The following is a 23,093-nucleotide window of genomic DNA, read 5'->3' as shown; positions in this document are numbered from 1 at the left end:
AGTGGCCGGAAAGTGGCGATGGGGGCGCCTTGAGTCAAGCGATGCGCAACAAGCGCCCAAACGTTAAGATTTGCGCGAGGCTTTGCTGTCAGCTTGGGGGCATGTTGAGTTATCTGTCACCGACGGATCCGCGATGAGCATTCATGCGCCGGTCGCCCTTGTCTGCCCCCATTGTAACGAGAGCTTTTCCGAAAGTGCCCGCCTGGTGCGTCCGGGCGGCGAGAGCTGCTGCCCCGGCTGCGGGCAACGCTTTGCCCTCGCCGACGATCATGCCGCGCTGGAGCGTGCCCGTCTGCTGCGCCGTCAGCGGCGCCAGCGCCGCGACGACCTGATGACCTATCTGCGTGCCCCGGCACCGCGCAGCGCGTCGCGCCCGGTTGAAGCGAAAAAGCCCATGGTCATGGGCGATGTGCTGCAGCGGCTGGATGATCTGCTCGCGCAGATGGAAAGCCTGCGCAGCCGACCGACCTAGATCATTTCACCGTTTGTTTGAAACGGTGAAATGATCATGCGTCCTTGTTTGGTCGCGTTTCCGAACCGGAAAACCGTTGCCGTTCTTCGGAAGCTCTCTAATCGATATCCGCCAGCGGGTGATGCCCCTCGACGAGGCTGCGCAGCCGTTCGTCGAGCACATGGGTGTAGATCTGTGTCGTCGAGATATCAGCGTGACCCAAAAGCGTCTGGACGACCCGCAGATCCGCCCCACCCTGCAGCAGGTGGCTGGCGAAGGCGTGTCGCAGCACATGCGGTGACACCCGGCTCGCCGACAACCCGGCGCGCGTTGCAAGGCCCTTGAGCTCGCGCGCAAACACCTGCCGCGTCAGATGCCCGCTCTCGCCGCCGGCCGGAAACAGCCAGACGCCGGGCGGCAATGTCGCGACATAGGTCCGCACCGCATCGCGAGCCCGATCGGTAAGCGGCACGATTCGCTCCTTGCCACCCTTGCCGATGATCGTGAGGAAGGCGGCTTCGCGCAGCACCGCGCTGCGCTTGAGCTCCACCAGTTCGGAAACGCGCATGCCGGTCGCATAGAGCAGTTCGAGCAGGATATGCAGCCGCGCCGCAAATGGCCTGGCCGTACCGGCCTCGACCGCTTCGGTCTCCGCCAGCGTCAGCAGCCGGTCGACTTCGCCCACCGACAGCACCTTGGGGAGGCCCCGCCTGGCGCGTGGCGAGGCGATGATTCGGGTGGGATCGTCGGCGCGCACCGCATCGGCGGCGAGAAACTGATGAAACTGCCGGATGGCGGAGAGACGCCGCGCGCTGCTCGAGGCCGCGAGCCCCTGCGCCGCGAGCGTTTCGAGATAACCGCTGACCGCGTCCTTGCCGGCCTTGAGCGCGCTGAGCTGCTGGCCTGCGAGATAGCCGAGATAGTCCTCGAGATCCCGGCGGTAGGCAGCGATGGTGTTCCTGGCTGCGCCGCGCTCGGCACTCATCATCTCGAGAAAGGACTCGATCAGATGCCGCTCGCTCATTCTATGCCGGGCTGCAGTGTCACCACGCCTTCTTCATCCGCGGCGCTCGTGTCGGCCGGCGGGATCGGCTGGGCCGCGGGCGCCGGCGTTGGTTCCGGTGCCGTGCGGCTCGTGTCGATCTCGCGGCGGACCAGCGGATCGCGACTGGGCTGTGGCACCAGTTCGCGCGTTGGGATGCGAATCGTTTCCAGCTTTTCGCGCGGCTCTACTGTCGCGACGAGCGCAACCATGGCCCCGTAGGCGAGACCAGCAAGAACCAGCAGAACAATGAAGAGTCGAATGAGGGTCGGCATGGCAATCCGGTTTTGTCACGCGGAGACAGTGTCCCCCGTTTCGTGAGCGGGTTCAACCTATGCGCGAATGGTTGATAATCTGTCAGAGTGCCCTGGCGGGTGCAACGCAGCAGCATTGACAAGCGCGCCGCCTGACGGTTGATGGCCTGCGTGGGGGTAGCCGATGAAGGGCCAGGTGAGCACACGCGAGACCGTTCGGGACGAGTTGCTGCGCCGGCTGGCTGGCCGGTCGATCGTGCTCGTCGGCATGATGGGCGCCGGCAAGACCACGGTCGGCCGCCGCCTCGCCAACCGCCTCGGCCGCCGCTTCATCGACAGCGATGAAGAGGTGGAAAAGGCCGCTGGCATGTCCATCGAGGACATCTTCAAGGCGCATGGCGAGGCCGATTTCCGCGCCGGCGAGGCCAAGGTCATCGCCCGGCTGCTGCGCGAGGACGCTGTAGTGCTGGGCACCGGTGGCGGCGCCTTCATGAACCCGGAAACCCGTGCCTTGGTAAAAGAGGCCGCCGTCTCGGTGTGGATCAAGGCCGATTTCGAGCTGCTGTTCGCCCGCGTCTCCCGCCGCTCAAATCGCCCGCTGCTCAAGACCGCCAACCCGCGCGAAACGCTGAAGACGCTGATCGACGCGCGCTACCCGACCTATGCCGAGGCCGATGTCACCGTCGTCTCGCGCGATGTGCCGCAGGAACAGGTGGCGACCGACGTGATCAATGCGCTTCTGGCCCACCTGCCGCAGATCGCCACCGAAAGCCTCACCAATGAGCTCTGAGCCCGCCTGCGTGCACGTGCCCCTGCCCGGCCGCGCCTATGACATCATGATCGGCAGCGAGCTTATGGAAAGCGCCGGCACCCGCCTCGCTGAACGTTTCCCCGGCCGCCGCTATGGCATCATCACTGACACCGAAGTGGCCAAGGCGCAGCTTGGCCGGCTGACCGGCGCCCTCGACGCCGCCGGGATCGGCTATGCGACCGTCGTCCTGCCCAACGGCGAATCGACGAAATCGCTCGACCATCTCGGCGAAGCCGTCGACGGCCTGCTGGCCGCGCGCCTCGAACGCGGCGATCTGGTCATTGCGCTCGGCGGTGGCGTGATCGGCGATCTCGCCGGCTTCGCCGCATCGATCACCCGGCGCGGCATGGATTTTATCCAGATCCCCACCAGCCTGCTGGCCCAGGTGGATTCCTCGGTGGGTGGCAAGACCGGCATCAATTCACCGCATGGCAAGAACCTCATCGGCGCCTTTCACCAGCCGCGCCTGGTGCTGGCCGATCTCGATGCGCTCGACACCCTGCCACAGCGCCAATTCGCTGCCGGCTATGCCGAAGTGGTGAAATACGGGCTGATCGACGACGAGCCCTTCTATTTCTGGCTGGAGGAGAACCGCGCAGCGATCTTCGACGGCGACCGGGCGCTGCGGGCCGAAATGGTGGCGCGCTGCTGCGCCGCCAAGACCCGCTTCGTGCTCGAGGACGAGCGCGAAACCGGCGTCCGCGCCCTGCTCAACCTCGGCCACACCTTCGGCCATGCGCTGGAAAAGGCGACCGGCTATTCCGACCGGCTGCTGCATGGCGAAGGCGTCGCCATCGGCATGGTGCTGGCGCATGAGTTTTCCAACCGGCTCGGCCTCGCGCCGGGCCAGGATGCCGTGCGCATCGCCCGGCACCTCGATGCCGCCGGGCTGCCGACGCGGATCAGCGATATTCCGGGTGACCTGCCGGACACCGATTACCTGATGAATGCCATCGGCCAGGACAAGAAGGTCGTGCGCGGCGCGCTGACCTTCATCCTGACCCGCGGCATCGGCAAGGCCTTCATCGAGCGCAATGTCGACCCGGCCGCCGTCCGCGCCTTCCTCGACGAGATGCGCGCTACGGCGTGACCGCGATCACCACCCGGCGGTTGGCCGCATAGCTTTCGCCGAACTCTTCGGTTGCCCCGCCGCCGGTCGCCGTCGCTCGTTCGAACGGCACGCCCTTTTCCCTGAGATAGCCCAGCACATTCTGCGCGCGCTCGATGGCAAACAGCGCATTGGTGGCGTGATCGCCCTGCCGGCTGGAATATCCGGTGACGAGAAGACGGCAGCTCTCATTGCCTATATCGGCGACGATCTGGTCGAGCCGCGCCGTGAGCTTGGGCGTGAGATCATTGGAGTTCTCGTTGAAGCCGACGACATTGTAGATCTCGTCCCGCGTGCAGGCGGTGGCGGCGCGATCTGCCGGGGCGGCCGGCGCCTCGACACGTGCTGTTTCGACGACCATCTCGGCGGCGGCTTCGGGCTCCGCCGGCGCGGCAGCAGCGAGCGTGTCGCGTGGCAGCGCATCAGTTTTGGCCGGCTGCTGCAAAGCTTCGGCATCGTCCACCGCCGCAACCGTGGTGACGGCACCCGGCAACGGCCATCCGGTCTCCGGCGGCCGCGAGACGCCTTCGACATTGCCATCACGCAGAACGAGGAATTCTCCCAGCACCTCGTTCGCCACATCGTCCCTGGTGCCGCGCGTTTCGAGCCCGGAGACCGTTACCGCCTGCCCGTTCACCGCGACGGACGCGAGATAGAGATTGCGGTCATGCGTCGAGCCTTCGCCCCCCCAGGCCTCGTTCAACAGCCGCACCCGCACCTCGCCGCCCGGGGTGAAGACATCCTCGGGAATGGCAAAATCGAAGCTTTGCACATGGGCGCCCTTGTCGGCTGCGTCGGCAAACGTGCCGTCGGCCACCGTGTCGATCGCCGCGCGCACTTCGGCCTCGCCCAGGATCGTGCCGTCGAAGCTGACGGCGTAGCGCGGCGCCCCGTCATAGGCTTCGCCGCCGATGACGATCTGCAACTGACTGTCTTCGGCCAGCGCCCCGCCGGCCATGCTGCCGACACTGAAAATGGCCAGCGCGGCCATATGAATGCGATGAATCATGTCGCCCTCCTGATTGTCTGCGCGCGGAAGGCTGCCCGACGGGAGGGACGAAATTGAGCAAATATTGGGGCACCGCGGCCCAGCATCGGGCAGCAATGCGGCACGGCATATTTGTGCCATCAAGGCGGTGGAAACCGCCGCCCGAATTGCTTATGTTGCGGCGCTGGCGCCGAGCCGATCGGCTCGAGCCTGCCCCACGGCCCGCAAACGGGCCAAGGGCATGGCGGGGCTGGCGTTCAGGTGCTAATGAGGGCGCTGCCCTTATGGCGCCTTATGCGTTTGGCAGGACTTCGATTGCCAGAGCGTGGACGCCCTCGGCCAGCTCGGTGCTGAGTGGAGCCATGATTGCGCGGTGTTGCGCGACACGGTTCATGCCATCAAGGGCAGGCGCTGCAATGCGGACGCGGAAATGTGTTTCGCCGCCAGGCCGGAACCCGGCGTGACCCTGGTGCTTTGCACTTTCGTCGATCACCTCGAGGTGGCTCGGCGCGAAATTGACCGATAGTTTTTCAACGATCGCGTCACGAACAGTTGTATGCATGCTGGTTCAGCCCTTGTTGCGGAACCCTACCTAGGATTGATGAAACTGGATTCCAAGTACTTCGACAGCATCCGGATCAGCAAGCGACGGGGCGACAAGCCGGCCGCGGACGTGAAGATGTGTGAGTGGGAAGGCTGTGACGAGCCAGGCGCCTACAAGGCCCCCAAGGGTCCAGGGTCGCCGGGGCAGTATCACGACTTCTGCCTCAAGCACGTGCGCCACTACAATCAGGTGTTCAACTTCTTCGACGGCATGAAGCCCGAGGAAATGGACAACCATATCAAGCGCGCCGCCGACACCCCCGGCCGCCCCAGCTGGGGCACGGGCAGCAAGCCCGGCGCCGATGCCGGCCAGGAAATGCCGCAGCACATGCGCCGCAATTCCAACGGCAAGCGCAATGCCGATCCGTTCGGCGTGTTCGCCCGCTATGCCCGTCACCAGTCCAAGGTGCCGGAAGCCGAGCGCGTCAAACCGCTGCACGAGCAGGACCGTCGGGCGCTGGAAATTCTGGGTTTTTCGGCCTACGCCAAGGCTGAAGAGATCAAATCGGCTTACAAGGCCCTGGTGAAGATCCACCACCCGGATGCCAATGGCGGCGACCGCAGTTCCGAAGACCGGCTGCGCGCCATCATTACCGCCTACACCCATCTCAAGCAGAAGGGCTTCACCGGCCGCTAAACTGCCGCTGCCGGCGGGTCTACCCCGCGCCGCCCGATACTGCTATAGAGCCGCCAATCCCCCAAGACAGCTGTCTTGACTATCTCTGCGAGCTTTTCCAATGGCTGAATTCAAGAACTTGCCGAACAAGGAATTTTCGGTCCGCGAGACCTTCGGCATCGATAGCGACATGAAGGTCATGGGCTATGCCGAGTCCGATCCGCATGTGCCCGCCGCCGATCCGGACTATCTGTTCGATCACAACACCACGCTGGCCATTCTCGCCGGCTTCGCCTTCAACCGGCGTGTCATGGTGCAGGGCTATCACGGCACCGGCAAATCGACCCATATCGAGCAGGTTGCGGCGCGGCTGAACTGGCCGCTGGTCCGCGTCAACCTCGACAGCCACGTCAGCCGTATCGATCTCGTCGGCAAGGACGCGATCGTGCTCAAGGACGGCAAGCAGGTCACCGAATTCCGTGACGGCATCCTGCCCTGGGCCGTGCAGAACAATATCGCCATCGTCTTCGACGAATATGACGCCGGCCGCCCGGACGTGATGTTCGTGATCCAGCGCGTGCTCGAGGTTGCGGGCCGCCTGACGCTGCTCGACCAGAACCGCGTCATCACCCCGCACCCGGCCTTCCGGCTGTTCGCGACGACCAACACGATCGGTCTGGGCGACACCTCGGGCCTTTATCACGGCACCCAGCAGATCAATCAGGGTCAGATGGACCGCTGGTCGATCGTCACCACGCTGAACTATCTGCCGCACGACAAGGAAGTCGGGATCGTTCTGGCCAAGGCCAAGTCCTATACCGGCGAGCAGGGCAAGCAGATCGTCTCCAACATGGTGCGCATGGCCGACCTGACCCGCCAGGCCTTCATCAACGGCGACCTGTCGACCGTGATGAGCCCGCGTACGGTGATCACCTGGGCCGAGAATGCCGAGATTTTCGGCGACCTCGGCTTTGCCTTCCGCCTGACCTTCCTCAACAAATGCGACGAACTCGAACGCCCCGTGGTGGCGGAGTTCTATCAGCGCGTGTTTGGTGTGGATCTGCCGGAATCGGCAGCAAACATGGCGGTCTCCGCCTAGTGGTTTCCGGACCTCGTTCCCTTTCAAGCTGAGGACGAGGTCCGCCGCACCACTGAGCTCTCCTCAGCCCTCATGGTGAGCTCCCGGACCCAAGAGGGCGTGGCACCGTTCTGAGACTAACGCCCATGGCCCAGCCGCCGCGCAGCAAATCGAACAAGCCCGACCAGACCGCCCCGTTCAAGGCGGCGATGGGTGCGGCCGTGCGCGCCATTGGTGGACAGCGCGACCTGGAAGTCAGTTTTTCGGCCGACCGCCCGCTGCTGACCTCGGACAAGGCGCGGCTCGCCAACCTGCCGCGCCTGCCGACGACCCGCGATATCGCCATCGCCCGCGGCCAGGGCGATGCCATGTCGATGCGGCTCGCCAGCCACGACCCGGCCACCCATCGCAAGCGCGCGCCCGCCGAGCCCGAAGCCCGCGCCGCCTATGACGCGCTGGAGCAGGCCCGCGTCGAGGCGCTGGGCTGCAAGCGTATGCCCGGCATGACCGCCAATATCCATGAAATGCTGGAAGACCGCCTGTTTCGCGGCAATTTCAGCGAGGTCAAGGACAAGGACGATGCCCCGCTGGCCGAGGCGCTGGGCCTGATCCTGCGCGAGCGTGTCGCCGGGATGGAAATCCCGCCCTCGGGCCGCGCCCTCGTCGACCTGTGGAAGACCGAGATCGAGCAGCGCGCCGGCAATTCGCTGACCACGCTGACCGGCCGTTTCGAAGATCAGGAACTGTTCAGCCGCGCCATGCGGCAAGTGCTGCGCGACCTCAACCTCGTGCCCGACGGCGATCTCGACGACGCCGATGGCGATGACACCGAGGAGGGTGACGACCAGGAGCCCGAGCGCGGCCAGGACGACGACAAGAACCCCGAGCAGGGCGAAGGCGAGAGCGAAGACGCCCAGGCCGACGAGGACCAGACCCCCGGTCAGTCCGACGAAGAGGGCGACGTCGACGGCGCCGAGATGGATTTCTCCGAATCCGACGAAGACGACAGCTCCGAGTCGGGCGAGGACATGCCGAACCCGCCACCGCCAGGCGAGCTGACCAACGAACCCGGCAACGCATTCGCCTACAAGATCTTCACCCAGAAGTTCGACGAGACCATCCGCGCGCAGGACCTCTGTCCGCCGGATGAGCTCGAGCAGCTGCGCAGCCTGCTCGACAAGCAGCTCGAGAACCTGGCCGGCGCCGTGGCGCGGCTGGCCAACAAGCTGCAGCGGCGCCTCATGGCGCAGCAGAACCGCAGCTGGGAATTCGATCTCGAAGAAGGCCTGCTCGACACCGCGCGGCTGACCCGCGTCGTGACCGATCCGCTGCAGGCGTTGAGCTTCAAGGTCGAGCGCGACACCGACTTCCGCGACACCGTGGTGACGCTGCTGCTCGACAATTCCGGCTCGATGCGCGGCCGTCCGATTACCATCGCGGCGATCTGCGGCGATATCCTCGCCCGCACGCTGGAGCGCTGCGGCGTGAAGGTGGAAATTCTCGGCTTCACCACCCGTGCCTGGAAGGGCGGCAAGTCGCGCGAGGCCTGGCTCGAAGCCGGACGTCCGGCCAATCCGGGGCGCGTCAACGACATCCGCCACATCATCTACAAGGCCGCAGACGAGCCGTGGCGCCATGCACGCCGCAACCTCGGGCTGATGATGCGCGAGGGCCTGCTGAAGGAAAACATCGACGGCGAGGCCCTGCAATGGGCGCACAAGCGCCTGCTCGGCCGGCCCGAAAACCGCCGCATCCTGATGGTGATTTCCGATGGTGCCCCGGTGGACGACTCGACCCAGTCGGTCAATGCCGGAAACTATCTGGAGGCCCATCTGCGCCAGGTGATCGAAGAGATCGAGACCCGTTCCAGCGTGCAGCTGGTGGCGGTCGGTATCGGCCATGACGTGACCCGCTACTATCGGCGGGCCGTGACGCTGCTCGACGCCGAGGAACTGGCCGGCGCACTGACCGACGAACTTGCGGCGCTGTTCGACGAAGAACTGCCCGGCAAGCCAGCACGGCGCGGGCGGGGATGACCCGGCTACGGCGTCTCGCCCGGCTGAGTGGCGCCGCCGCACTGCTCGCGGCAGCGGCGCTGGCCGCGCCCGTGGTGGCGCTGGCCCAGGACGAGACCGTCACCGCCCTGCCGATCACCAAATTCATGTCGGCCGACGTCGGCCAGCGCGTCCAGGGGCTGATCTGGCGCGGCGGCCTCGAGCTGCAAAGCCCGGTCGATACCTTTGGCGGCCTCTCCGGCATCGGCTTCACCGGCCCGGACAACCGGCTGGTTATGGTATCGGACCAGGGCAATTTCATTTCAGGCCAGCTGATCTATGACGAGCAGATGCGGCCGCTGAGCCTCGTCGGCGTCCGCTCCGACCCCATCCTCAATTCAAAAGGCGCCGCCCTGCCCCGCGCCTTTGCCCGCGACGCGGAATCGCTGACGGTGATCGAACGCGACGGCGTTCCGGCCGCGGTGCGCGTCGGCTTCGAGAATCTGACCCGCGTCGCGGACTTCGAGCTGGTCGACGCGATTCCCGACGGTCCCGCGCGCGAAATCAACATTCCCGATTGGCTCAGCCGCGCCCGCACCAATGAAACCCTGGAAGCCGTCTGCGTTGCGCCCGCCGCCTCACCCATCGCCGGCTCGACCCTGCTGCTGCCCGAGGGCATCACCGACGATACCGGCGCCCATTCGGCCTATCTGCTGGGACGCGCCGACAAGGGTCCGCTGAGCTATGTGTCGGGCAATGGCACCAACCCCACCGATTGCGCCTTTTTGCCCAATGGCGACCTGCTGGTGCTCGAGCGCGGCATCTCGCTGATCGTTTTCACCATGCGCCTGAAACGTATCCCGGCTGCCGACGTGCAGCCCGGGGCGCGCATGGAGGGCGAAGAATTGCTCTATGCGACGGGCGGTGACATCGACAATATGGAGGGCGTCGCGGTGCATGAGGCACCCGATGGCACGCAACGCATCACCATCATTTCCGACAACAACTTCAACGATTGGGAGCGTAACCTGCTGCTGGAATTCTCCCTGCCGGAGTGAGCCTCGAGCACCCGCCCCACGCACCTGACGAACGAGCGAGCCATGAACATCGATCTGCTGAAACAACTTTGCGAAATGCCGGGCGTGCCGGGTCGCGAGCACCGGGTACGCAAACTGATTTCAGCCGAGGTCGACGGGCTCTTCGACGAGGTGCGGGTCGACGCGATGGGGTCACTGCATTGCGTGCGCAAGGCCCGCGGCAGCGCCAAGAACCCCAAGAAGGTCCTGCTGCTCTGCCATATGGATGAGATCGGCTTTCTCGTCACCCATATCACCAAGGACGGCTTCATCCACGTCGACCCGGTCGGCGGCTTCGACCGGCGGAACCTGTTCTCGCGCCGCGTGCTGGTGTGCACGGACGGCGGCGACATGAAGGGCATCATGAACCCCGGCGGCAAGCCGATCCATATCCTGCCGCCCGAGGACGCCAAGAAGATCCCCGAAATCGCCGATTTCTGCATCGACATCGGCCTGGGCGAAAAGACCCATGAACACGTCAAGATCGGCGACTACGTCGTGATGGACGAGCCCTTCATCGAAATGGGCGACAAGCTGGTCTCCAAGGCGCTCGACAACCGCGTTGCCTGCTGGCTCGGTATCGAGGCGATCCGTCAGCTCGATCGCACCGGCGCCAAAAATCCCTACGAGATCCATGTCGTCTTCACGACCCAGGAAGAGGTCGGCCTGCGCGGCGCCCGTACCGCAGCCTTTGCCGTGCAGCCCGATATCGGCTTCGGCATCGACACCACGCTCGCCTGCGACACGCCCGGCGTGCCGGCCCATGAAGCCGTCACAATCCAGGGCAAGGGCTTTGGCCTGCATATCAAGGACTCGTCCTTCATCGCCGATGTCGATCTGGTGACCGAAATCGAGCAGCTCGCCAAGGCGAACGGCATCCCCTGCCAACGGACCATTCTCGCCCGGGGCGGGCAGGATGGCGCGGCTGCCCAGCAGGCCGCGGCCGGCGCGCGCGCCGTGGGCATCGTGGTCGGCACCCGCTATATCCACACGGTCACCGAAACCATCGACCGCACCGATCTCGCGGCCGCACGCGACATCCTCGCCGTCGCGCTGGCAACACCTTTGCTCGCCGAGTGATTGCGAGGGCGTCGGGTGCCCCCAACCGCCGTTAACCGCGCGCTAACCATGCCGGCAGACGGCGGGCAGCCAAACCGCGCGCCGCTTATTTCGTATTTAGTTCAAATACGAGGCAAGCAAATGGCTGACACGACAACGACAGATAGCGTTTCGGATATTGGTGTGGCTGAGTTTCTGGATATGGCGCGCTCGGCCCATGTCTATTTCGACCTGACACGGGACAAGTTGAGCGTGCGGGCCGTCGACCCGATCTGGCAGATCTGGACCCCGGTGCGTCACCTGCTTGACGAAATCGGCACGTCGCGCATCGAGGCCTATCTGCGCAGCACGGCGAAGCCCTCCTGACCGGAGCGCTCCGCCAGGCAGTGGCTCAGGCCGCGACGTAGCGGTCCGACATCATGCCGCGCAGCACCTTGTAGGGTGCGAGCAGCAGGGCCGCGACCAGCAGCTTGACGATGAAATCGCCGACGGCGAGCGACATCCACAGCGGCACCTCGGGCCCGATGCCGAGGAAGGGCGCCGGAAAGCCCAGCGAACCGTCTTCCATGCCGAACATCGCATCGATGCCGGCAAAGCTCGGCGCGAACGAAATGCCGAAGAACACCACCGTATCGAGCACCGAGCCGAGGAAGGTGGAGACCAGCGGTGCCTGCCACCAGGCCCCGCGCCGCAGCCGGTCGAAGATGGAAACGTCAAGCAGTTGCGCCATCAGGAAGGCCGTGCCCGAGGCGATGGCGATCCGCGGCGTGGCGAGAAAGATCGAAATGACCACGGCGACGACGAAGCCGGACAGCACCACCATGCGGGCTCGCTGCGGGCCGAGCGTGCGGTTGGTCAGGTCATTGACCAGAAAGGCCACCGGATAGGTGAACGCACCCCAGGTCAGCAGATCGCCGAGGTTGATACCGCCGAAGGTGGCCTGAACCGGAAACTGGACGAGAAAGTTGGAAGCGGCGACAACGGCCACCATCGCGGCGACGGCCGCGACAAAACGAGCGAGCATGATCCTGCACCCCTGAAACCCGCGAACCGGCAACAGACCGGGGCGGTATAAAAAACAACCGCGCGGTCCCGGTTGGGAGCGCGCGGCCCTAGGCTCTAGCCGAAAACGGCTTACTGCGCGATGGCAGCTTTCACTTCCTGCTTGAGGGCCTTGGCGCGAACGCTGAGCTCGGCATCCTTGGACTTCATCAGGAATTCGTCGAGACCACCACGATGCTCGACCGTGCGCAGCGCGTTGGCGCAGATGCGCAGCTTGACGGTGCGACCCAGCGCATCGGAAAGCAGCGAGACATTGAGGAGGTTGGGAAGAAAGCGACGACGTGTCCGGTTGAGCGCGTGGCTCACCGTGTTACCCGTCATGACGCCCTTACCGGTGAGTTCGCAGCGGCGAGCCATGTTGTGTCCTGTCAAAAAGGCCCTCGGCGCGGGATGATCCCGGGCAACGGGCTGGAGTCTGTTCTTGATTGCGGCGCATCCCCTAGGGCAAACGGGCCGCAAGGTCAAGCTTTGCCGCGATTGCAGCGCTTGCCAGCCCCGCCCGCGACGGGCAGTTTGACCCTTATGCCGATTCGTTTCCGACCGCCCAAGCCGAGGTGCGTACCGTCGTGTTGAGTGCCCTGTTCCGCCGCGTCGCTTTGACGATGCCTCTGCTGCTCGGCCTCGCAAGTGCGACGAGCGCCGCCGAAGTGCAGGTAACTGCTCGCTATTCGGTGACGCTGGGCGGCACCCAGATTGCGCTGGCGACCGTCAAGCTGGAAACCCAGGGCGACAAATATTCGATGATCCTCGACGCCCGCGTCTCCGGTCTGGCGACGCTGGTGGCGACCGGCACGGCGCGCGCCACCTCGCGCGGCGCGGTGCAAAACTCGGGCCTGCGCTCTGCGATCTTCAATATGGTGACCCGGGCCGGCGGCGGCCAATATGCCTCCGACATCAGCTTTTCCGGCAATGGCGTTGAAAGTTTCGTCATCACCCCGCCGATCATCAACAATATCGACCGCGTCGCTATCGAGCGGAAGCACCTGACCGCCAGCAACGACATGTTGGCCCCCTTCGTGCTGCGCGGGGATGGGCTGAATGCAAAACTGTGCGAACGCAAAATGCCGATCTTCACCGGCACCGAGCGCTTCGACCTGACCATGCGTTATGCGCGCGGCGACACGGCAACCTCGAAACGCACGGGGTATCAAGGGCCGGTGATCGTCTGCGCCATGCGCTACACGCCGGTATCGGGTCACTACACGACGTCCGAGATCACCAACTACCTGGCCAACAATGACCGCATACTGATCTGGTATGCGCCGCTGGAGGCCGAAGGCTGGTACATTCCCTATCGGGCACTGGTGACGACGGCCGAGGGTGACCTGTCGATGGTGCTGACCGATCTCGACCAGTAGCCGGCTGGCACTCCACCCGAGCGAGCGCTCGCCTCACATGAACGTGAGCTAAACTTGCGCCTCAGACGGCGTTCAAGCCGCATGCGGCAAAACCTTCGCAACAAATCGAACACCGATGCGAAGGACACGACATGAACACCCTCACCAAGACCGCCATGGCCGCCGTGGTCGCGCTGACCGCCATGGGCGGTGCCGCCCAGGCCCTCGACCTCAAAGTGGGCACCGGCAAGAAGCTGGTGCCGACGCAGGCCCAGCTCGGCATCATCGCGCCGAACAGCTGCCCCGGCAGTGCCAAGATGACCGCCTGGGTGCACACCAACACCACAGGCAAGGTGAATTTCTTCCTCGTGCGCAAGCAGGGGAGCGTCTACGGCCCGTATACCGCTCAGGCGGTGCAGGGCTCGGGCGGCGTCTATCTGGCGACGATGACGAAAAATATCGCCATCTCGACGGATATCAACGCGCAGTACCGCGTTGTAGTCCCCGGCACCAATGTTGCGAGCAACTGGGTGCCACTGAACGTCGATTGCTGAAGGCGCGTGCCCGCGACAACTGCCGACCCGACGCCGTCCCCGGCTGCATGGCAACAGACCTGCAGCCCCCAGCGCCGATGGCCTCCACTGGGGACCATCCGGCCCGGACGGCGGGTGTCGGCAGCGAGACCCCCGAAATTTATGGTTACCCAAGGCTTAACGAAATCCCTGTGCCGAACCGGGACGGTCAACGCGGTTTTTCGTAAATTTTCGCGCCCCGGCCCCACGCGGCATGGGCTGCCAAGGTAAATCGGCAAAAAAACTTTGGCGTGCCAGATTTTACGCACCGGTGACACTCGCCGTGCAAGCCGCTGATTCTGGGCGAAATTAACCGTCTGGAAACCAGTCTGAACGGCGAGTGGGGATAAAATTGCACCGCTGTTGCGCTTTAGTGCGCCCTGCGCGACCAAGCCACCACATGCTGTGGAGAACAAACCCGGATTTGCGATTCGGCGGCGATTCGGCTCTGCTTTGTTCGCGCTTCGTGCACAGTGTTAAGGTGAGGCCCGAGAACAGGCTGAACATTGTTCCAGCCTGATACACTCGCAACTGCCCGGCCTTTCACCTAGATATGCAGTGATGACCGTCTCACCCACCTCCTCGCTCAAGGCGATTCTTGGGCCCACCAACACCGGCAAGACCTATTTCGCCATCGAGCGGATGCTGGCGCATCGCTCGGGGATGATCGGCCTGCCGCTGCGCCTCCTGGCGCGCGAGGTCTATCAAAAGGTCGTCGACCGGGTCGGCGTGGGCCAGGTGGCGCTGGTCACTGGGGAAGAGCGGATCGTGCCGCCCAAGGCCCGGTTCTGGGTGTGCACCGTCGAGGCCATGCCGCTCGACATCGCAGTCGAATGCCTCGCGATCGACGAGATTCAGGTGGCAACAGATTTCGACCGCGGCCACGTCTTCACCCAGCGCCTGCTCCATGCGCGCGGCATCAGCGAGACGCTGCTGCTGGGCGCCGCCACCATGGCGCCGCTGCTGCGCGCCCTGTTGCCCGGTGTCGAGATCATTCACCGGCCGCGCTTTTCCGAACTGACCTATGCGGGCTCCAAGAAGATTTCGCGCCAGCCCAAGCGCTCGGCCATCGTCGCCTTCTCGGCCCGCGAGGTGTACGCGATCGCCGAACTGGTGCGGCGCGAACGCGGCGGTGCCGCCGTGGTGATGGGCGCCCTGTCGCCCCGCACCCGCAATGCCCAGGTCGAGCTCTACCAGAACGGCGATGTCGATTTTCTCGTCGCCACCGACGCCATCGGCATGGGGCTCAATCTCGACGTGCAGCACGTCGCCTTTGCCGATGACACCAAGTTCGACGGTCGCCAGACCCGCCCGCTGACCCCGGCGGAGTTCGGCCAGATCGCTGGACGCGCCGGCCGGCACATGAACAACGGCACCTTCGGCGTCACCGGCCGCGCCTCCGAATTCGACGAAGATCTGGTGGTGCAGCTCGAAACCCATGATTTCGCGCCGATCCGCGTCATCCAGTGGCGCAACCACACGCTGGATTTCCGTTCGCTAACGACGCTGCGCGACAGCCTCGACCGGCCCCCGTCGATCAAGACCCTGACGCGCGCGCCGATTGCCACCGACCAGCAGGCGCTGGAGTTTCTGGCCCGCAACGAGGCCGGCGCCGCTGCGACCTCGGAAGCGGCTGTCAAACTGCTGTGGGACTGCTGTTCGATCCCCGACTATCGCGACATTTCGCCGGCCCAGCATGGCGAGATCGTCACCCGCATCTACCTCGACCTGATGCACACAGGACGCGTAAACGCGGACTGGATTGCCGAGCAGGTGAGGTTCTGCGACAATAGCTCTGGTGATATAGACACCTTGAGCAACCGGATCCGACAGATCCGCACCTGGACATTCGTCGCCAACCGTAACGACTGGCTTGCAGACCCAACCCATTGGCGCGAAAAGACCCGTGAAATCGAGGACCGACTGAGCGATGCTCTGCACGAACGGCTGACACAGCGTTTCGTGGACCGTCGCACTTCGGTGCTCATGCGCCATCTGAGAGACAAGCATATGGTATCGCCCGAAATCAACGACCATGGCGAGGTCAGCCTGGAAGGCCACCTGATAGGTTCTATCGAGGGCTTCCGTTTCACTTTGGCCCGGTCCGAAGGCGGTGACGCCAAGGGCACGGCCGCTGCCGCGCGTGAAGTGGTGGCGCCCGAAATCGCCCGCCGCGCCGAGCGCGTCGCCGGTGCCCCCAATGAAGAATTCGTGCTGTCCACCGACGGCTATGTCCGCTGGCGCGGCCAGGTGGTCGCCAATCTGGCCGAAGGCGACACGCTGCTGGCGCCACGGCTGATCCTGCTGGCCGACGAGAGCCTGACCGGCTCGGACCTCGAGCGTGTGCAGGACCGGCTGAACCTGTGGCTGCGCCATCTGGTGAACACCCAGCTCGAAAGCGTGCTGGCGCTGGAATCGCCCAACGACCTCGAGGGTACCGCCCGCGGCGTCGCCTATCAGCTGTTCGAGCATCTCGGTGTCATGCCGCGCGGCCCCGTCGCCGACGACGTGAAGAGCCTCGACCAGGACGTGCGCGGCAAGATGCGCAAGCTCGGCGTCAAGTTCGGCGCCTACCACATCTATGTGCCGCAAAGCCTGAAGCCCGCCCCGCGCGAGCTGGCGCTGATCCTGTTCGCGCTGAAGAATGGCGGCGTGCGCCAGCCGGGCGTCTCGGACCTGCCGCAGATCGTCTTGTCCGGCCGGACGTCGTTCCTTATCGACCCCGAGGTCAATCCGCGGCTCTATGAGGTTGCCGGCTTCAAGGTCGCCGGCCGCCGTGCCGTGCGCGTCGACATCCTCGAGCGGCTGGCCGACATCATCCGTCCGCTGATCTCGCTCGATGCCCGCAACCACCAGGGGGAGCTGCCCGCCGGTGCCGCCGATGCCAATGGCTTCCGCGTCACGGTGGAGATGACCTCGCTGCTCGGCACCGCCGGCGAAGACTTCGCTTCGATCCTGACCTCGCTGGGCTACCGCGTGCAGCGCACCCCCAAGGTGGCGGCACCCGCCGCGACCGAGGACGCCAAGGCACCTGAGGCCGAAGCCGCACCCGAAGCAGCTGCCACCGAGGCACTGACTGCGGAGGCCGAAGTGCCTGCTGCGGACGCGCCGGCAGCCGAACCCGCCGCCGCCAGCACGCCGGAGAGCACGGAAGCAGCTCCCGCCGCGGAAGCTGAGGCGACTTCGGCCGAAGCGGCGACGCCCGAAGCCGCACCCGCACCTGAGGCCGAACCCGCACCTGAAGCTGCCCCCGCCGAGACGGCACCGGCAGCCGAGGCCGCTCCCGCCGAAGCAGCTGCCGACCCAACAGCGCCCGCCGAACCCGAGTTCGACGAGATCTGGTTCCCCGCCGGGCGCCGCCAGGACAATGCCCGCAACCGCGGTCGTGGACCGCGGCGCGACGGCGCCGAAGGCGAAGCACCGCAGCGCAAGTTCCGCCGCAACGACGGCGAGAACAAGCCGCCGCGCAAGCCGCGCCCGCACCAGGACAATGGTGGTGGCAAGTCCTACCAGGGCAAGGGCAAGCCGGGTGGCGACAAGCGCCGCGACGACTGGAAGCAGAACCGGCCGCGTGAGGACCGCAAGCCGCAGTTCGATCCCAACTCGCCCTTCGCGGCCCTGGCCGCATTGCGCGAGAAGAAGGACTGATCCCCGCTTGGAGCGCCAGCGGCTCGACAAGTGGCTGTTCTTCGCCCGGGCGGTCAAATCGCGCTCTCTGGCGCAAAAGCTGATCGAGACCGGTGTTGTGCGCGTCAATTCGGAGCGCACCCAGCGGACCGACCATCGCGTCGGCCCCGGCGACGTGCTGACCATGACGGTGCACACGCGCCTCCTGGTCTGGCGCATTCTCGACCCGGGCACGCGCCGCGGTCCCGCCAGCGAGGCAGCAGGCCTTTATGAAGACCTGAGCCCGCCCCCGGTGCCGCGCAAGACCCAGCCGCCTGCTGTGGCGCAGCGCGAACCCGGCGCCGGTCGCCCCACCAAGCGCGACCGCCGCAATATCGACCGGCTGCGCAGCCTCGAGGATGACGGCCCGGCGCTTGATTGAACGGTTTGAACGCCGTTCGTTCAATTTGTAATCGTGGTTTTTCTGTCTCTGTGCGTCCCCCCGCCGCTGTTTGTTGCGCGGCAGGATAGGCGGGTGGCGCACGATGGGGACAAGTTGGCGCGGATCGGGCCGATCCGGCAATTCCGTTCCCGGCCCAAGGCTTGCAGGGCGCCGCGAAAACCGCTAGCAACCGAGCGGTTCCGTCCACCTCCCCAGCCGGGTGGAGCCTGAAAAGACCCAGCGCCGACAACTGAGCAGGATCGCTCGCAGATGACCTATATCGTCACCGACAATTGCATCAGGTGCAAATACATGGATTGCGTGGAAGTGTGTCCGGTGGACTGCTTCTATGAAGGGGAGAACATGCTCGTCATCCATCCCGACGAGTGCATCGACTGTGGCGTGTGCGAGCCCGAGTGCCCCGCCGAGGCGATCAAGCCCGACACCGAGAGTGGTCTCGACAAGTGGCTGGAAGTGAACGCCAAATATGCGGCGACCTGGCCCAACATCACCGAAAAGCGCGATGCGCCAGCCGATGCCGACGCCATGGACGGCGTCGAAGGCAAGTTCGAGAAGTTCTTCTCGGAAGCCCCCGGCGAAGGCGACTGAACATAGAACTGCCGCGGGCTCGCCGCGGCATCGCCACACTGATGAATGCTTGCTGACGCGGCTCCGGCAGGGTCCGCGGCAGTTGATTCGTTCCTTTTGATTTTGCTGATTTTTTGTGCTATGCTCCGCAAATGAATGGAGCTTGTGCCCATCGTCCACCCAGAGTGCCGAGAGGCACCCTTTTTTTTGACAGGAAACAATTGATCTGGGGACCACAGTCGGCCCTGTCGCGCAGGCGACCGACTGGGACGCAAGCCCTTCTGCCCCTCCACCTGGGCATCAAGGTAACAACAAGGACGGTCGCGCGCGAATACCGTCCGTCGGCGGCGTTAAACAGGAGTATTTCATGAACAAGAAATCTGCACAGCGGATGGGGTTCAAGACGGGCGAAAGCGTTGTCTACCCGGCCCACGGCGTCGGCATGATCACCTCGATCGAAGAGCAGGAAGTTGCTGGCCTGACGCTGGAGCTGTTCGTCATTTCGTTTGAGCAGGACAAGCTGACGCTCCGTGTTCCCGTCGCCAAGGTCAAATCCGTCGGCATGCGCAAGCTGGCCGAAGAAGACGAGATCACCAAGGCGCTTGAAACCGTCACCGGTCGCGCCCGCGTCAAGCGCACCATGTGGAGCCGTCGCGCCCAGGAATACGAAGCCAAGATCAACTCGGGCGACCTGAATGCCATTTCGGAAGTCGTGCGCGATCTGTATCGCTCCGACGACCAGCCGGAGCAGAGCTATTCGGAGCGCCAGCTGTTCGAGCAGGCCATGGACCGCATGAGCCGCGAAGTGTCCGCTGTGAACAAGCTGACGCTGACCGAGGCGATCCAGCTGATCGAAAAGAACCTGCAGAAATCCCCGCGCCGCAACGCCAAGCCCGATGAGGCTTCGGAAGAAGCCGCCGCGTAAGCAGCGGACAGGATTTCCTGAGTACGTTAAGGCCGGTCCCTGCGGGGGCCGGCTTTTTTGTCTGGTGTCGAAGAGATGGCCCAGCATGTACGGGAGCGCCGGAGCATGAGAGGGCGAGGACAGGACCGATGAGCGGCAAGGCCGGTGAGGCAGGACAGCGGGCGCAGATCGTGCTGCTCAACGGCGTGGGGAGTGCAGGAAAGTCCTCCATTGCCAGGGCGCTGCAGGACGCCGTGGCAACACCGCTCCTGCATGTGCAGATGGACAGCTTTCTCGAAATGCTGCCCGCCCGCTTTGCCAACCATCCCGAAACCTTCAGCTTCACCCCGGTCGCAACCGATGGCCCGCCCGAGGTAGCGATTTCCGGCGGGACGTTGGGCACGCAGCTGATGCGCGGCATGCGCGCCGCGGTTCAGGCGCTGGCGTCAGAGGGACTGAACCTCATCGTCGATGATGTGCTGATGGGCAGCGCCGATCCGGGCATGGCCGAGTATCGCCGCCTGCTGGCCGGGTTTGACCTGCACACGGTGGGCGTTTTCGCGCATCTCGAAACGCTGGAACAACGCGAGAAAGCCCGCGGCGACCGAATGATCGGCCTCGCCCGCTGGCAGTACGACCGGGTGCATGCCGGGATGGACTATGACCTCGTCGTCCACAGCGATAGTCGGACACCCGCAGAAATCGCGGGTGAAATCATCACGAACTTCGGACTTTGACGTGCGTGGCAATCGCCGAGAGCATCAGGCCGCGTCGATGATCTTGGCGAGGTCCAGAGCGCTCAGCACAGTGTCCTCGATACGACTGCCGGTGGTCCAGTCACCGGTCGCGGCGAGTTGGCGCCCGGTGTCGACATAGGGCTGGCTGTCGTCCTGCGGCAGGCGCCGGGCCGAGGCCCAGCGATGCGTCGCCCTGTGCGCCGCAAGATCCGGGTCGATGCCTGTTGCGGCATGTAGTGCCGCGCCGAGCTGGTGACCGAGTTCGCCCAGATCCTCGCCAAGATGCGCTGCTGCCCAGTCGCTGGTGGAATGAACGACAATTGTCGTGCCCGCCACATCCCGGCCCGGCTTGCTTGAATTGACCCCGATCCACTCGATGGGCGATGCGGACACCCGCGCGGCCACCCAGGGCAGATCTAGCGGCGTGGTGAAACCGAGCATAAGCGCATAGCAGGGCGCCATCTTCGCTGTCGTCAACGGGCCGTCGGCGGGCCCATTGTCGGCGAACAGCGCCATGGTCTGGTGCGCGGTGGTCGTCGACACCACCCAGTCGAAACGTCCCTGATCGGCACCGGATGTATCGGTGAGCACCCAGCCCTCGGGCATGCGCGCACCGAGCGGCGCAATATCGACCCCGGTGCGCAGGTCGAGCCCGTCGGCCAGCGCCTTGGCCATGCTGTTCATGTTGGGGACACCGACATGGTGCAGGTCGCGCGGCTGGGCCAGGCGCGTCACCGCGCCATCCTCGATCCGGGCGATCGGCCCCGCCCAGGGGGCAACGGCACCAGTGGCGAGCAAGGGCTCGAGAAGGTGGGCAAACCGGGGGTCGCGCAGCGTAAAATACTGCGCTCCATGATCGAAACTGAACGGGGGAGCATAACGCGTCGCCATGCGCCCGCCGACACCGCGGCCCTTCTCGAACACCACGACCTCGTGGCTGCGGGCCAGTTGGTGGGCGAGGCTGATCCCGCCGATGCCGGCACCGATGATGGCAATTCGTGTCATGAACACAGGCTCCATAGGGCCAGCCCGCCGCCCAGACCGAGGCTGGCATTGCGCCGCAGGGCCCAGAACCAGGGGTCAATGAGTTTGGCGGAGAGCAGCCGGCGATCGATAGCCAGCAGCGCACCGAGCAGGACCGCCAGCCCGATGAACGCCAGCGGCAACGACCATATCGAGACGAGCGCCATGACCCAGGCCGCGAGCGCCCCGACATTGCTGGTAATCAGCAGGTTGATCGGCACGGGCTGACGCGCCTGCATGAACAAACCCCAGTGCATGCCGCAAACGAAACTGGCGATGATGGCGCCATAGAGCAGTGCCGCAAGCGCTGCCAACGGCAACTGAAGCGTCAGATGCAGCGCGAGCGCCAGCCACGGCGGCAGGATGCCGGCATAGGTGAACGCAAGCGCGACGCGGGTCTGGCTTTCAGTCATTCGCTCGGCTCTGTCCGTTCATCGAGTTCGACAGTTCGCAACGCTACCAGCCCATCGTGCCAGGCTCGCCCTTGAACGGCCCGACGATGCCGGGGGTGACCCAACCGCCGTAAAAGCCGCCGGGTTGCGGCGTGACCACGTCGCCGCCGACCGTACAGCGGTCCATCGGCCCGGCGTAAAAGGCAACGAAATCGCGGATCGGCGCGAAGGCGTCAGTGGGCGCTGGATAGGCCCAGGCAACGCGGGGCGCCGTCTGGCCATTGGCAACGACATCGAAATAGCGCGCGCGCCCCTTCCACTCGCACATGCTGCTGCCCTGCACCGGCCGCAGCACGCCCTCTGCGATATGTTCGGGCGAGACGTAATAGACCGGCGGATGGCTGGTTTCGAGCACCCGGAAACCATCGGGCGCATCGACAATCAGCTTGCCCGCGAAGGTGATCTGGATCGGCTTGGCGACAGCTTCGAGACGCGGCGGGCGTGGATAGTCCCAGACGCTTTCTTCGCCGGGCCCGGGCGGTATCGGGGTGGGACGGTTCACGGCAGGACCTCCAAAAAGCAAGAGGCAGCGCGGCCGCCGGGGGGCGCGCCGCGCTGCGGTTAAGTGAAGGGCTTTGCCCCATATGAAAGTTACGTGGCGGCGGTCACGGCAGTTTCACGCGCGCTGGCCCGCACCCCCATGAACAGCAGATAGCCGACCATCCAGAATTCGCCGACAGAGGCGGGCACGGTGAGGGCCGCGGCGAGCCATGTCGGCGCGCCGACCAGCAGCACCTTGGCAAAGGCGCTGAGCAGGTAGCCGACACCGCCGACCACGAGGATCTGCCCCAGAAGACGCGGCATCCAGCCCGAGGCGAGAACGGCGTATCCCATCGGGATGAGCCACAGACCGAAGAACAGCGCGCCGCCGCCCCATGCGCCGGAGCTCAGCGCATACATCAGCTGCGCGGTGGCTGCCGCGTCGCCCCCCGGGGCGAGGGCCGGGTCGAGCGCTACCTGCAGCGCCACGGTGAGGGCTGCGGCGCTGAACAGGATAGCCACTGCATTGACCATGCCGAAGGCCGCAATGGCGCCGGCCGCAAAACTGTCGACGGCGCGGAACAGCCGATAGAACCACACTGCGGCGAGCGCCTGGGTGAGGACGATCCCCAGTTCGAGCGCGATACCGATACGCGCCAGCCCGGGCTGCGCCAGCAGATTGGCGGCCGTCTGCGCGGCATCGGCCGGATCGTAGAGTGCCGGCCGGATCATTATGAAGCCGAGCATGCCGGTGATGGCGAGGCCGAGATAGAACAGGCCCGTCAGGCGGGCTGTGGTTTTGAGTGACGA

At 65.1% G+C, this 23,093-nt stretch carries 26 protein-coding genes; 16 read left to right on the top strand and 10 right to left on the bottom strand.

Annotation, left to right across the window (positions count from 1 at the left end; translation table 11 throughout):
• The first annotated feature begins 133 nt into the window (after positions 1–133).
• Positions 134–472 carry a hypothetical protein gene (locus tag ACN0TK_RS01770; protein ID WP_417307710.1) on the top strand — a complete coding sequence of 113 codons (339 nt, stop codon included), beginning with the start codon at positions 134–136 and terminating at the stop codon, positions 470–472.
• Positions 473–569: 97 nt separating this feature from the next.
• On the opposite strand, the gene ACN0TK_RS01765 is transcribed toward ACN0TK_RS01770, so the two are convergent.
• Positions 570–1,475, bottom strand: a complete 906-nt coding sequence (locus ACN0TK_RS01765) for a site-specific tyrosine recombinase XerD (protein WP_417307709.1) — start codon at positions 1,473–1,475, stop codon at positions 570–572.
• Positions 1,472–1,768, bottom strand: a complete 297-nt coding sequence (locus tag ACN0TK_RS01760; protein WP_417307708.1) for a hypothetical protein — start codon at positions 1,766–1,768, stop codon at positions 1,472–1,474. Before ACN0TK_RS01760 ends, ACN0TK_RS01765 begins: the two co-directional genes overlap by 4 nt.
• A gap of 175 nt (positions 1,769–1,943) precedes the next feature.
• Here ACN0TK_RS01760 and ACN0TK_RS01755 point away from each other — a divergent pair, with 175 nt between their 5' ends.
• Both ACN0TK_RS01755 and aroB read left to right on the top strand, forming a co-directional pair.
• Positions 1,944–2,537 carry a shikimate kinase gene (locus ACN0TK_RS01755; RefSeq protein ID WP_417307707.1) on the top strand — a complete coding sequence of 198 codons (594 nt, stop codon included), beginning with the start codon at positions 1,944–1,946 and terminating at the stop codon, positions 2,535–2,537.
• Positions 2,527–3,648, top strand: coding sequence for a 3-dehydroquinate synthase (gene aroB / locus ACN0TK_RS01750; RefSeq protein WP_417307706.1), 1,122 nt, complete (start codon positions 2,527–2,529; stop codon positions 3,646–3,648). The genes ACN0TK_RS01755 and aroB overlap by 11 nt, the downstream gene beginning before the upstream one ends.
• On the opposite strand, the gene ACN0TK_RS01745 is transcribed toward aroB, so the two are convergent.
• Both ACN0TK_RS01745 and ACN0TK_RS01740 read right to left on the bottom strand, forming a co-directional pair.
• Positions 3,638–4,675: an OmpA family protein gene (locus ACN0TK_RS01745; protein WP_417307705.1), complete on the bottom strand. Its 1,038-nt coding sequence runs from the start codon at positions 4,673–4,675 to the stop codon at positions 3,638–3,640. The two genes, aroB and ACN0TK_RS01745, sit on opposite strands and share 11 nt — an antisense overlap.
• A gap of 271 nt (positions 4,676–4,946) precedes the next feature.
• Positions 4,947–5,216 (bottom strand): BolA family protein, encoded by a 270-nt coding sequence (locus tag ACN0TK_RS01740; protein WP_417307704.1) that lies wholly within the window; start codon positions 5,214–5,216, stop codon positions 4,947–4,949.
• 39 nt (positions 5,217–5,255) lie between these two features.
• On the opposite strand from ACN0TK_RS01740, the gene ACN0TK_RS01735 reads away from it, so the two are divergent.
• The 6 genes from ACN0TK_RS01735 to ACN0TK_RS01710 all read left to right on the top strand — a co-directional run bounded on the left by ACN0TK_RS01735 (position 5,256) and on the right by ACN0TK_RS01710 (position 11,446).
• Positions 5,256–5,894, top strand: a complete 639-nt coding sequence (locus tag ACN0TK_RS01735; protein WP_417307703.1) for a J domain-containing protein — start codon at positions 5,256–5,258, stop codon at positions 5,892–5,894.
• A gap of 100 nt (positions 5,895–5,994) precedes the next feature.
• Positions 5,995–6,972: a cobaltochelatase subunit CobS gene (gene cobS, locus ACN0TK_RS01730; RefSeq protein ID WP_417307702.1), complete on the top strand. Its 978-nt coding sequence runs from the start codon at positions 5,995–5,997 to the stop codon at positions 6,970–6,972.
• 125 nt (positions 6,973–7,097) lie between these two features.
• Positions 7,098–8,987, top strand: coding sequence for a cobaltochelatase subunit CobT (cobT, locus tag ACN0TK_RS01725; protein ID WP_417307701.1), 1,890 nt, complete (start codon positions 7,098–7,100; stop codon positions 8,985–8,987).
• The gene (locus ACN0TK_RS01720; RefSeq protein WP_417307700.1) at positions 8,984–10,003 is read left to right on the top strand and encodes an esterase-like activity of phytase family protein; all 1,020 of its coding nucleotides are present in this window, start codon (positions 8,984–8,986) and stop codon (positions 10,001–10,003) included. Before cobT ends, ACN0TK_RS01720 begins: the two co-directional genes overlap by 4 nt.
• A 42-nt stretch (positions 10,004–10,045) precedes the next feature.
• A complete protein-coding gene (locus tag ACN0TK_RS01715) occupies positions 10,046–11,101 on the top strand; it encodes a M42 family metallopeptidase (RefSeq protein WP_417307699.1) in 1,056 nt (351 codons plus the stop codon).
• 162 nt (positions 11,102–11,263) lie between these two features.
• Positions 11,264–11,446, top strand: coding sequence for a hypothetical protein (locus ACN0TK_RS01710; RefSeq protein ID WP_417307698.1), 183 nt, complete (start codon positions 11,264–11,266; stop codon positions 11,444–11,446).
• A 25-nt stretch (positions 11,447–11,471) separates the two neighbouring features.
• Here the strand turns inward: ACN0TK_RS01710 and ACN0TK_RS01705 are convergent, their stop codons facing one another.
• Together ACN0TK_RS01705 and rpmB are read right to left on the bottom strand one after the other, a co-directional pair.
• Positions 11,472–12,104 (bottom strand): queuosine precursor transporter, encoded by a 633-nt coding sequence (locus ACN0TK_RS01705; protein ID WP_417307697.1) that lies wholly within the window; start codon positions 12,102–12,104, stop codon positions 11,472–11,474.
• A 110-nt stretch (positions 12,105–12,214) separates the two neighbouring features.
• On the bottom strand, positions 12,215–12,499 hold the full coding sequence (gene rpmB, locus ACN0TK_RS01700) for a 50S ribosomal protein L28 (RefSeq protein WP_417307696.1): 285 nt from the start codon (positions 12,497–12,499) through the stop codon (positions 12,215–12,217).
• A 209-nt stretch (positions 12,500–12,708) separates the two neighbouring features.
• Here rpmB and ACN0TK_RS01695 point away from each other — a divergent pair, with 209 nt between their 5' ends.
• From ACN0TK_RS01695 to ACN0TK_RS01665, 7 genes are all read left to right on the top strand, one after another.
• Entirely contained in the window at positions 12,709–13,500 is a 792-nt protein-coding gene (locus tag ACN0TK_RS01695; protein ID WP_417307695.1) for a DUF3108 domain-containing protein, read from the top strand.
• Positions 13,501–13,631: 131 nt separating this feature from the next.
• On the top strand, positions 13,632–14,033 hold the full coding sequence (locus ACN0TK_RS01690; RefSeq protein WP_417307694.1) for a hypothetical protein: 402 nt from the start codon (positions 13,632–13,634) through the stop codon (positions 14,031–14,033).
• A 579-nt stretch (positions 14,034–14,612) separates the two neighbouring features.
• Positions 14,613–17,699, top strand: coding sequence for a helicase-related protein (locus tag ACN0TK_RS01685; RefSeq protein ID WP_417307693.1), 3,087 nt, complete (start codon positions 14,613–14,615; stop codon positions 17,697–17,699).
• A gap of 7 nt (positions 17,700–17,706) precedes the next feature.
• Positions 17,707–18,099, top strand: a complete 393-nt coding sequence (locus tag ACN0TK_RS01680; protein WP_417307692.1) for an RNA-binding S4 domain-containing protein — start codon at positions 17,707–17,709, stop codon at positions 18,097–18,099.
• A gap of 270 nt (positions 18,100–18,369) precedes the next feature.
• A complete protein-coding gene (gene fdxA, locus ACN0TK_RS01675) occupies positions 18,370–18,708 on the top strand; it encodes a ferredoxin FdxA (RefSeq protein ID WP_417307691.1) in 339 nt (112 codons plus the stop codon).
• 346 nt (positions 18,709–19,054) lie between these two features.
• Positions 19,055–19,612 (top strand): CarD family transcriptional regulator, encoded by a 558-nt coding sequence (locus ACN0TK_RS01670; RefSeq protein ID WP_417307690.1) that lies wholly within the window; start codon positions 19,055–19,057, stop codon positions 19,610–19,612.
• 128 nt (positions 19,613–19,740) lie between these two features.
• Positions 19,741–20,328, top strand: coding sequence for a chloramphenicol phosphotransferase CPT family protein (locus ACN0TK_RS01665; protein WP_417307689.1), 588 nt, complete (start codon positions 19,741–19,743; stop codon positions 20,326–20,328).
• A gap of 24 nt (positions 20,329–20,352) precedes the next feature.
• Here the strand turns inward: ACN0TK_RS01665 and ACN0TK_RS01660 are convergent, their stop codons facing one another.
• The 4 genes from ACN0TK_RS01660 to ACN0TK_RS01645 form a co-directional block, all read right to left on the bottom strand.
• Complete coding sequence (locus ACN0TK_RS01660) at positions 20,353–21,333, bottom strand: NAD(P)/FAD-dependent oxidoreductase (RefSeq protein WP_417307688.1); 981 nt, start codon at positions 21,331–21,333, stop codon at positions 20,353–20,355.
• Positions 21,330–21,764 carry a DUF3429 domain-containing protein gene (locus tag ACN0TK_RS01655; protein WP_417307687.1) on the bottom strand — a complete coding sequence of 145 codons (435 nt, stop codon included), beginning with the start codon at positions 21,762–21,764 and terminating at the stop codon, positions 21,330–21,332. Before ACN0TK_RS01655 ends, ACN0TK_RS01660 begins: the two co-directional genes overlap by 4 nt.
• Positions 21,765–21,807: 43 nt before the next feature.
• Positions 21,808–22,305, bottom strand: a complete 498-nt coding sequence (locus ACN0TK_RS01650) for a DUF427 domain-containing protein (RefSeq protein WP_417307686.1) — start codon at positions 22,303–22,305, stop codon at positions 21,808–21,810.
• A gap of 89 nt (positions 22,306–22,394) precedes the next feature.
• Positions 22,395–23,093: DUF4386 domain-containing protein (locus ACN0TK_RS01645; protein ID WP_417307685.1), on the bottom strand; the 699-nt coding region annotated here is incomplete at its 5' end.

Origin of the sequence: Devosia sp. (genome assembly GCF_048261455.1) — a bacterium.
Lineage (GTDB): Bacteria > Pseudomonadota > Alphaproteobacteria > Rhizobiales > Devosiaceae > Devosia_A.
This window is presented reverse-complemented; position numbering and strand designations above follow the sequence as displayed.

Excerpts from the sequence above, each read along its gene's own strand:
- ACN0TK_RS01770 (WP_417307710.1), top strand. The coding sequence starts at position 134 with ATGAGCATTCATGCGCCGGTCGCCCTTGTCTGCCCCCATTGTAACGAG.
- ACN0TK_RS01765 (WP_417307709.1), bottom strand. The coding sequence starts at position 1,475 with ATGAGCGAGCGGCATCTGATCGAGTCCTTTCTCGAGATGATGAGTGCC.
- ACN0TK_RS01760 (WP_417307708.1), bottom strand. The coding sequence starts at position 1,768 with ATGCCGACCCTCATTCGACTCTTCATTGTTCTGCTGGTTCTTGCTGGT.
- aroB (WP_417307706.1), top strand. The coding sequence starts at position 2,527 with ATGAGCTCTGAGCCCGCCTGCGTGCACGTGCCCCTGCCCGGCCGCGCC.
- ACN0TK_RS01745 (WP_417307705.1), bottom strand. The coding sequence starts at position 4,675 with ATGATTCATCGCATTCATATGGCCGCGCTGGCCATTTTCAGTGTCGGC.
- ACN0TK_RS01740 (WP_417307704.1), bottom strand. The coding sequence starts at position 5,216 with ATGCATACAACTGTTCGTGACGCGATCGTTGAAAAACTATCGGTCAAT.
- ACN0TK_RS01735 (WP_417307703.1), top strand. The coding sequence starts at position 5,256 with ATGAAACTGGATTCCAAGTACTTCGACAGCATCCGGATCAGCAAGCGA.
- cobS (WP_417307702.1), top strand. The coding sequence starts at position 5,995 with ATGGCTGAATTCAAGAACTTGCCGAACAAGGAATTTTCGGTCCGCGAG.
- cobT (WP_417307701.1), top strand. The coding sequence starts at position 7,098 with ATGGCCCAGCCGCCGCGCAGCAAATCGAACAAGCCCGACCAGACCGCC.
- ACN0TK_RS01720 (WP_417307700.1), top strand. The coding sequence starts at position 8,984 with ATGACCCGGCTACGGCGTCTCGCCCGGCTGAGTGGCGCCGCCGCACTG.
- ACN0TK_RS01715 (WP_417307699.1), top strand. The coding sequence starts at position 10,046 with ATGAACATCGATCTGCTGAAACAACTTTGCGAAATGCCGGGCGTGCCG.
- ACN0TK_RS01705 (WP_417307697.1), bottom strand. The coding sequence starts at position 12,104 with ATGCTCGCTCGTTTTGTCGCGGCCGTCGCCGCGATGGTGGCCGTTGTC.
- rpmB (WP_417307696.1), bottom strand. The coding sequence starts at position 12,499 with ATGGCTCGCCGCTGCGAACTCACCGGTAAGGGCGTCATGACGGGTAAC.
- ACN0TK_RS01690 (WP_417307694.1), top strand. The coding sequence starts at position 13,632 with ATGAACACCCTCACCAAGACCGCCATGGCCGCCGTGGTCGCGCTGACC.
- ACN0TK_RS01685 (WP_417307693.1), top strand. The coding sequence starts at position 14,613 with ATGACCGTCTCACCCACCTCCTCGCTCAAGGCGATTCTTGGGCCCACC.
- fdxA (WP_417307691.1), top strand. The coding sequence starts at position 18,370 with ATGACCTATATCGTCACCGACAATTGCATCAGGTGCAAATACATGGAT.
- ACN0TK_RS01670 (WP_417307690.1), top strand. The coding sequence starts at position 19,055 with ATGAACAAGAAATCTGCACAGCGGATGGGGTTCAAGACGGGCGAAAGC.
- ACN0TK_RS01665 (WP_417307689.1), top strand. The coding sequence starts at position 19,741 with ATGAGCGGCAAGGCCGGTGAGGCAGGACAGCGGGCGCAGATCGTGCTG.
- ACN0TK_RS01660 (WP_417307688.1), bottom strand. The coding sequence starts at position 21,333 with ATGACACGAATTGCCATCATCGGTGCCGGCATCGGCGGGATCAGCCTC.
- ACN0TK_RS01655 (WP_417307687.1), bottom strand. The coding sequence starts at position 21,764 with ATGACTGAAAGCCAGACCCGCGTCGCGCTTGCGTTCACCTATGCCGGC.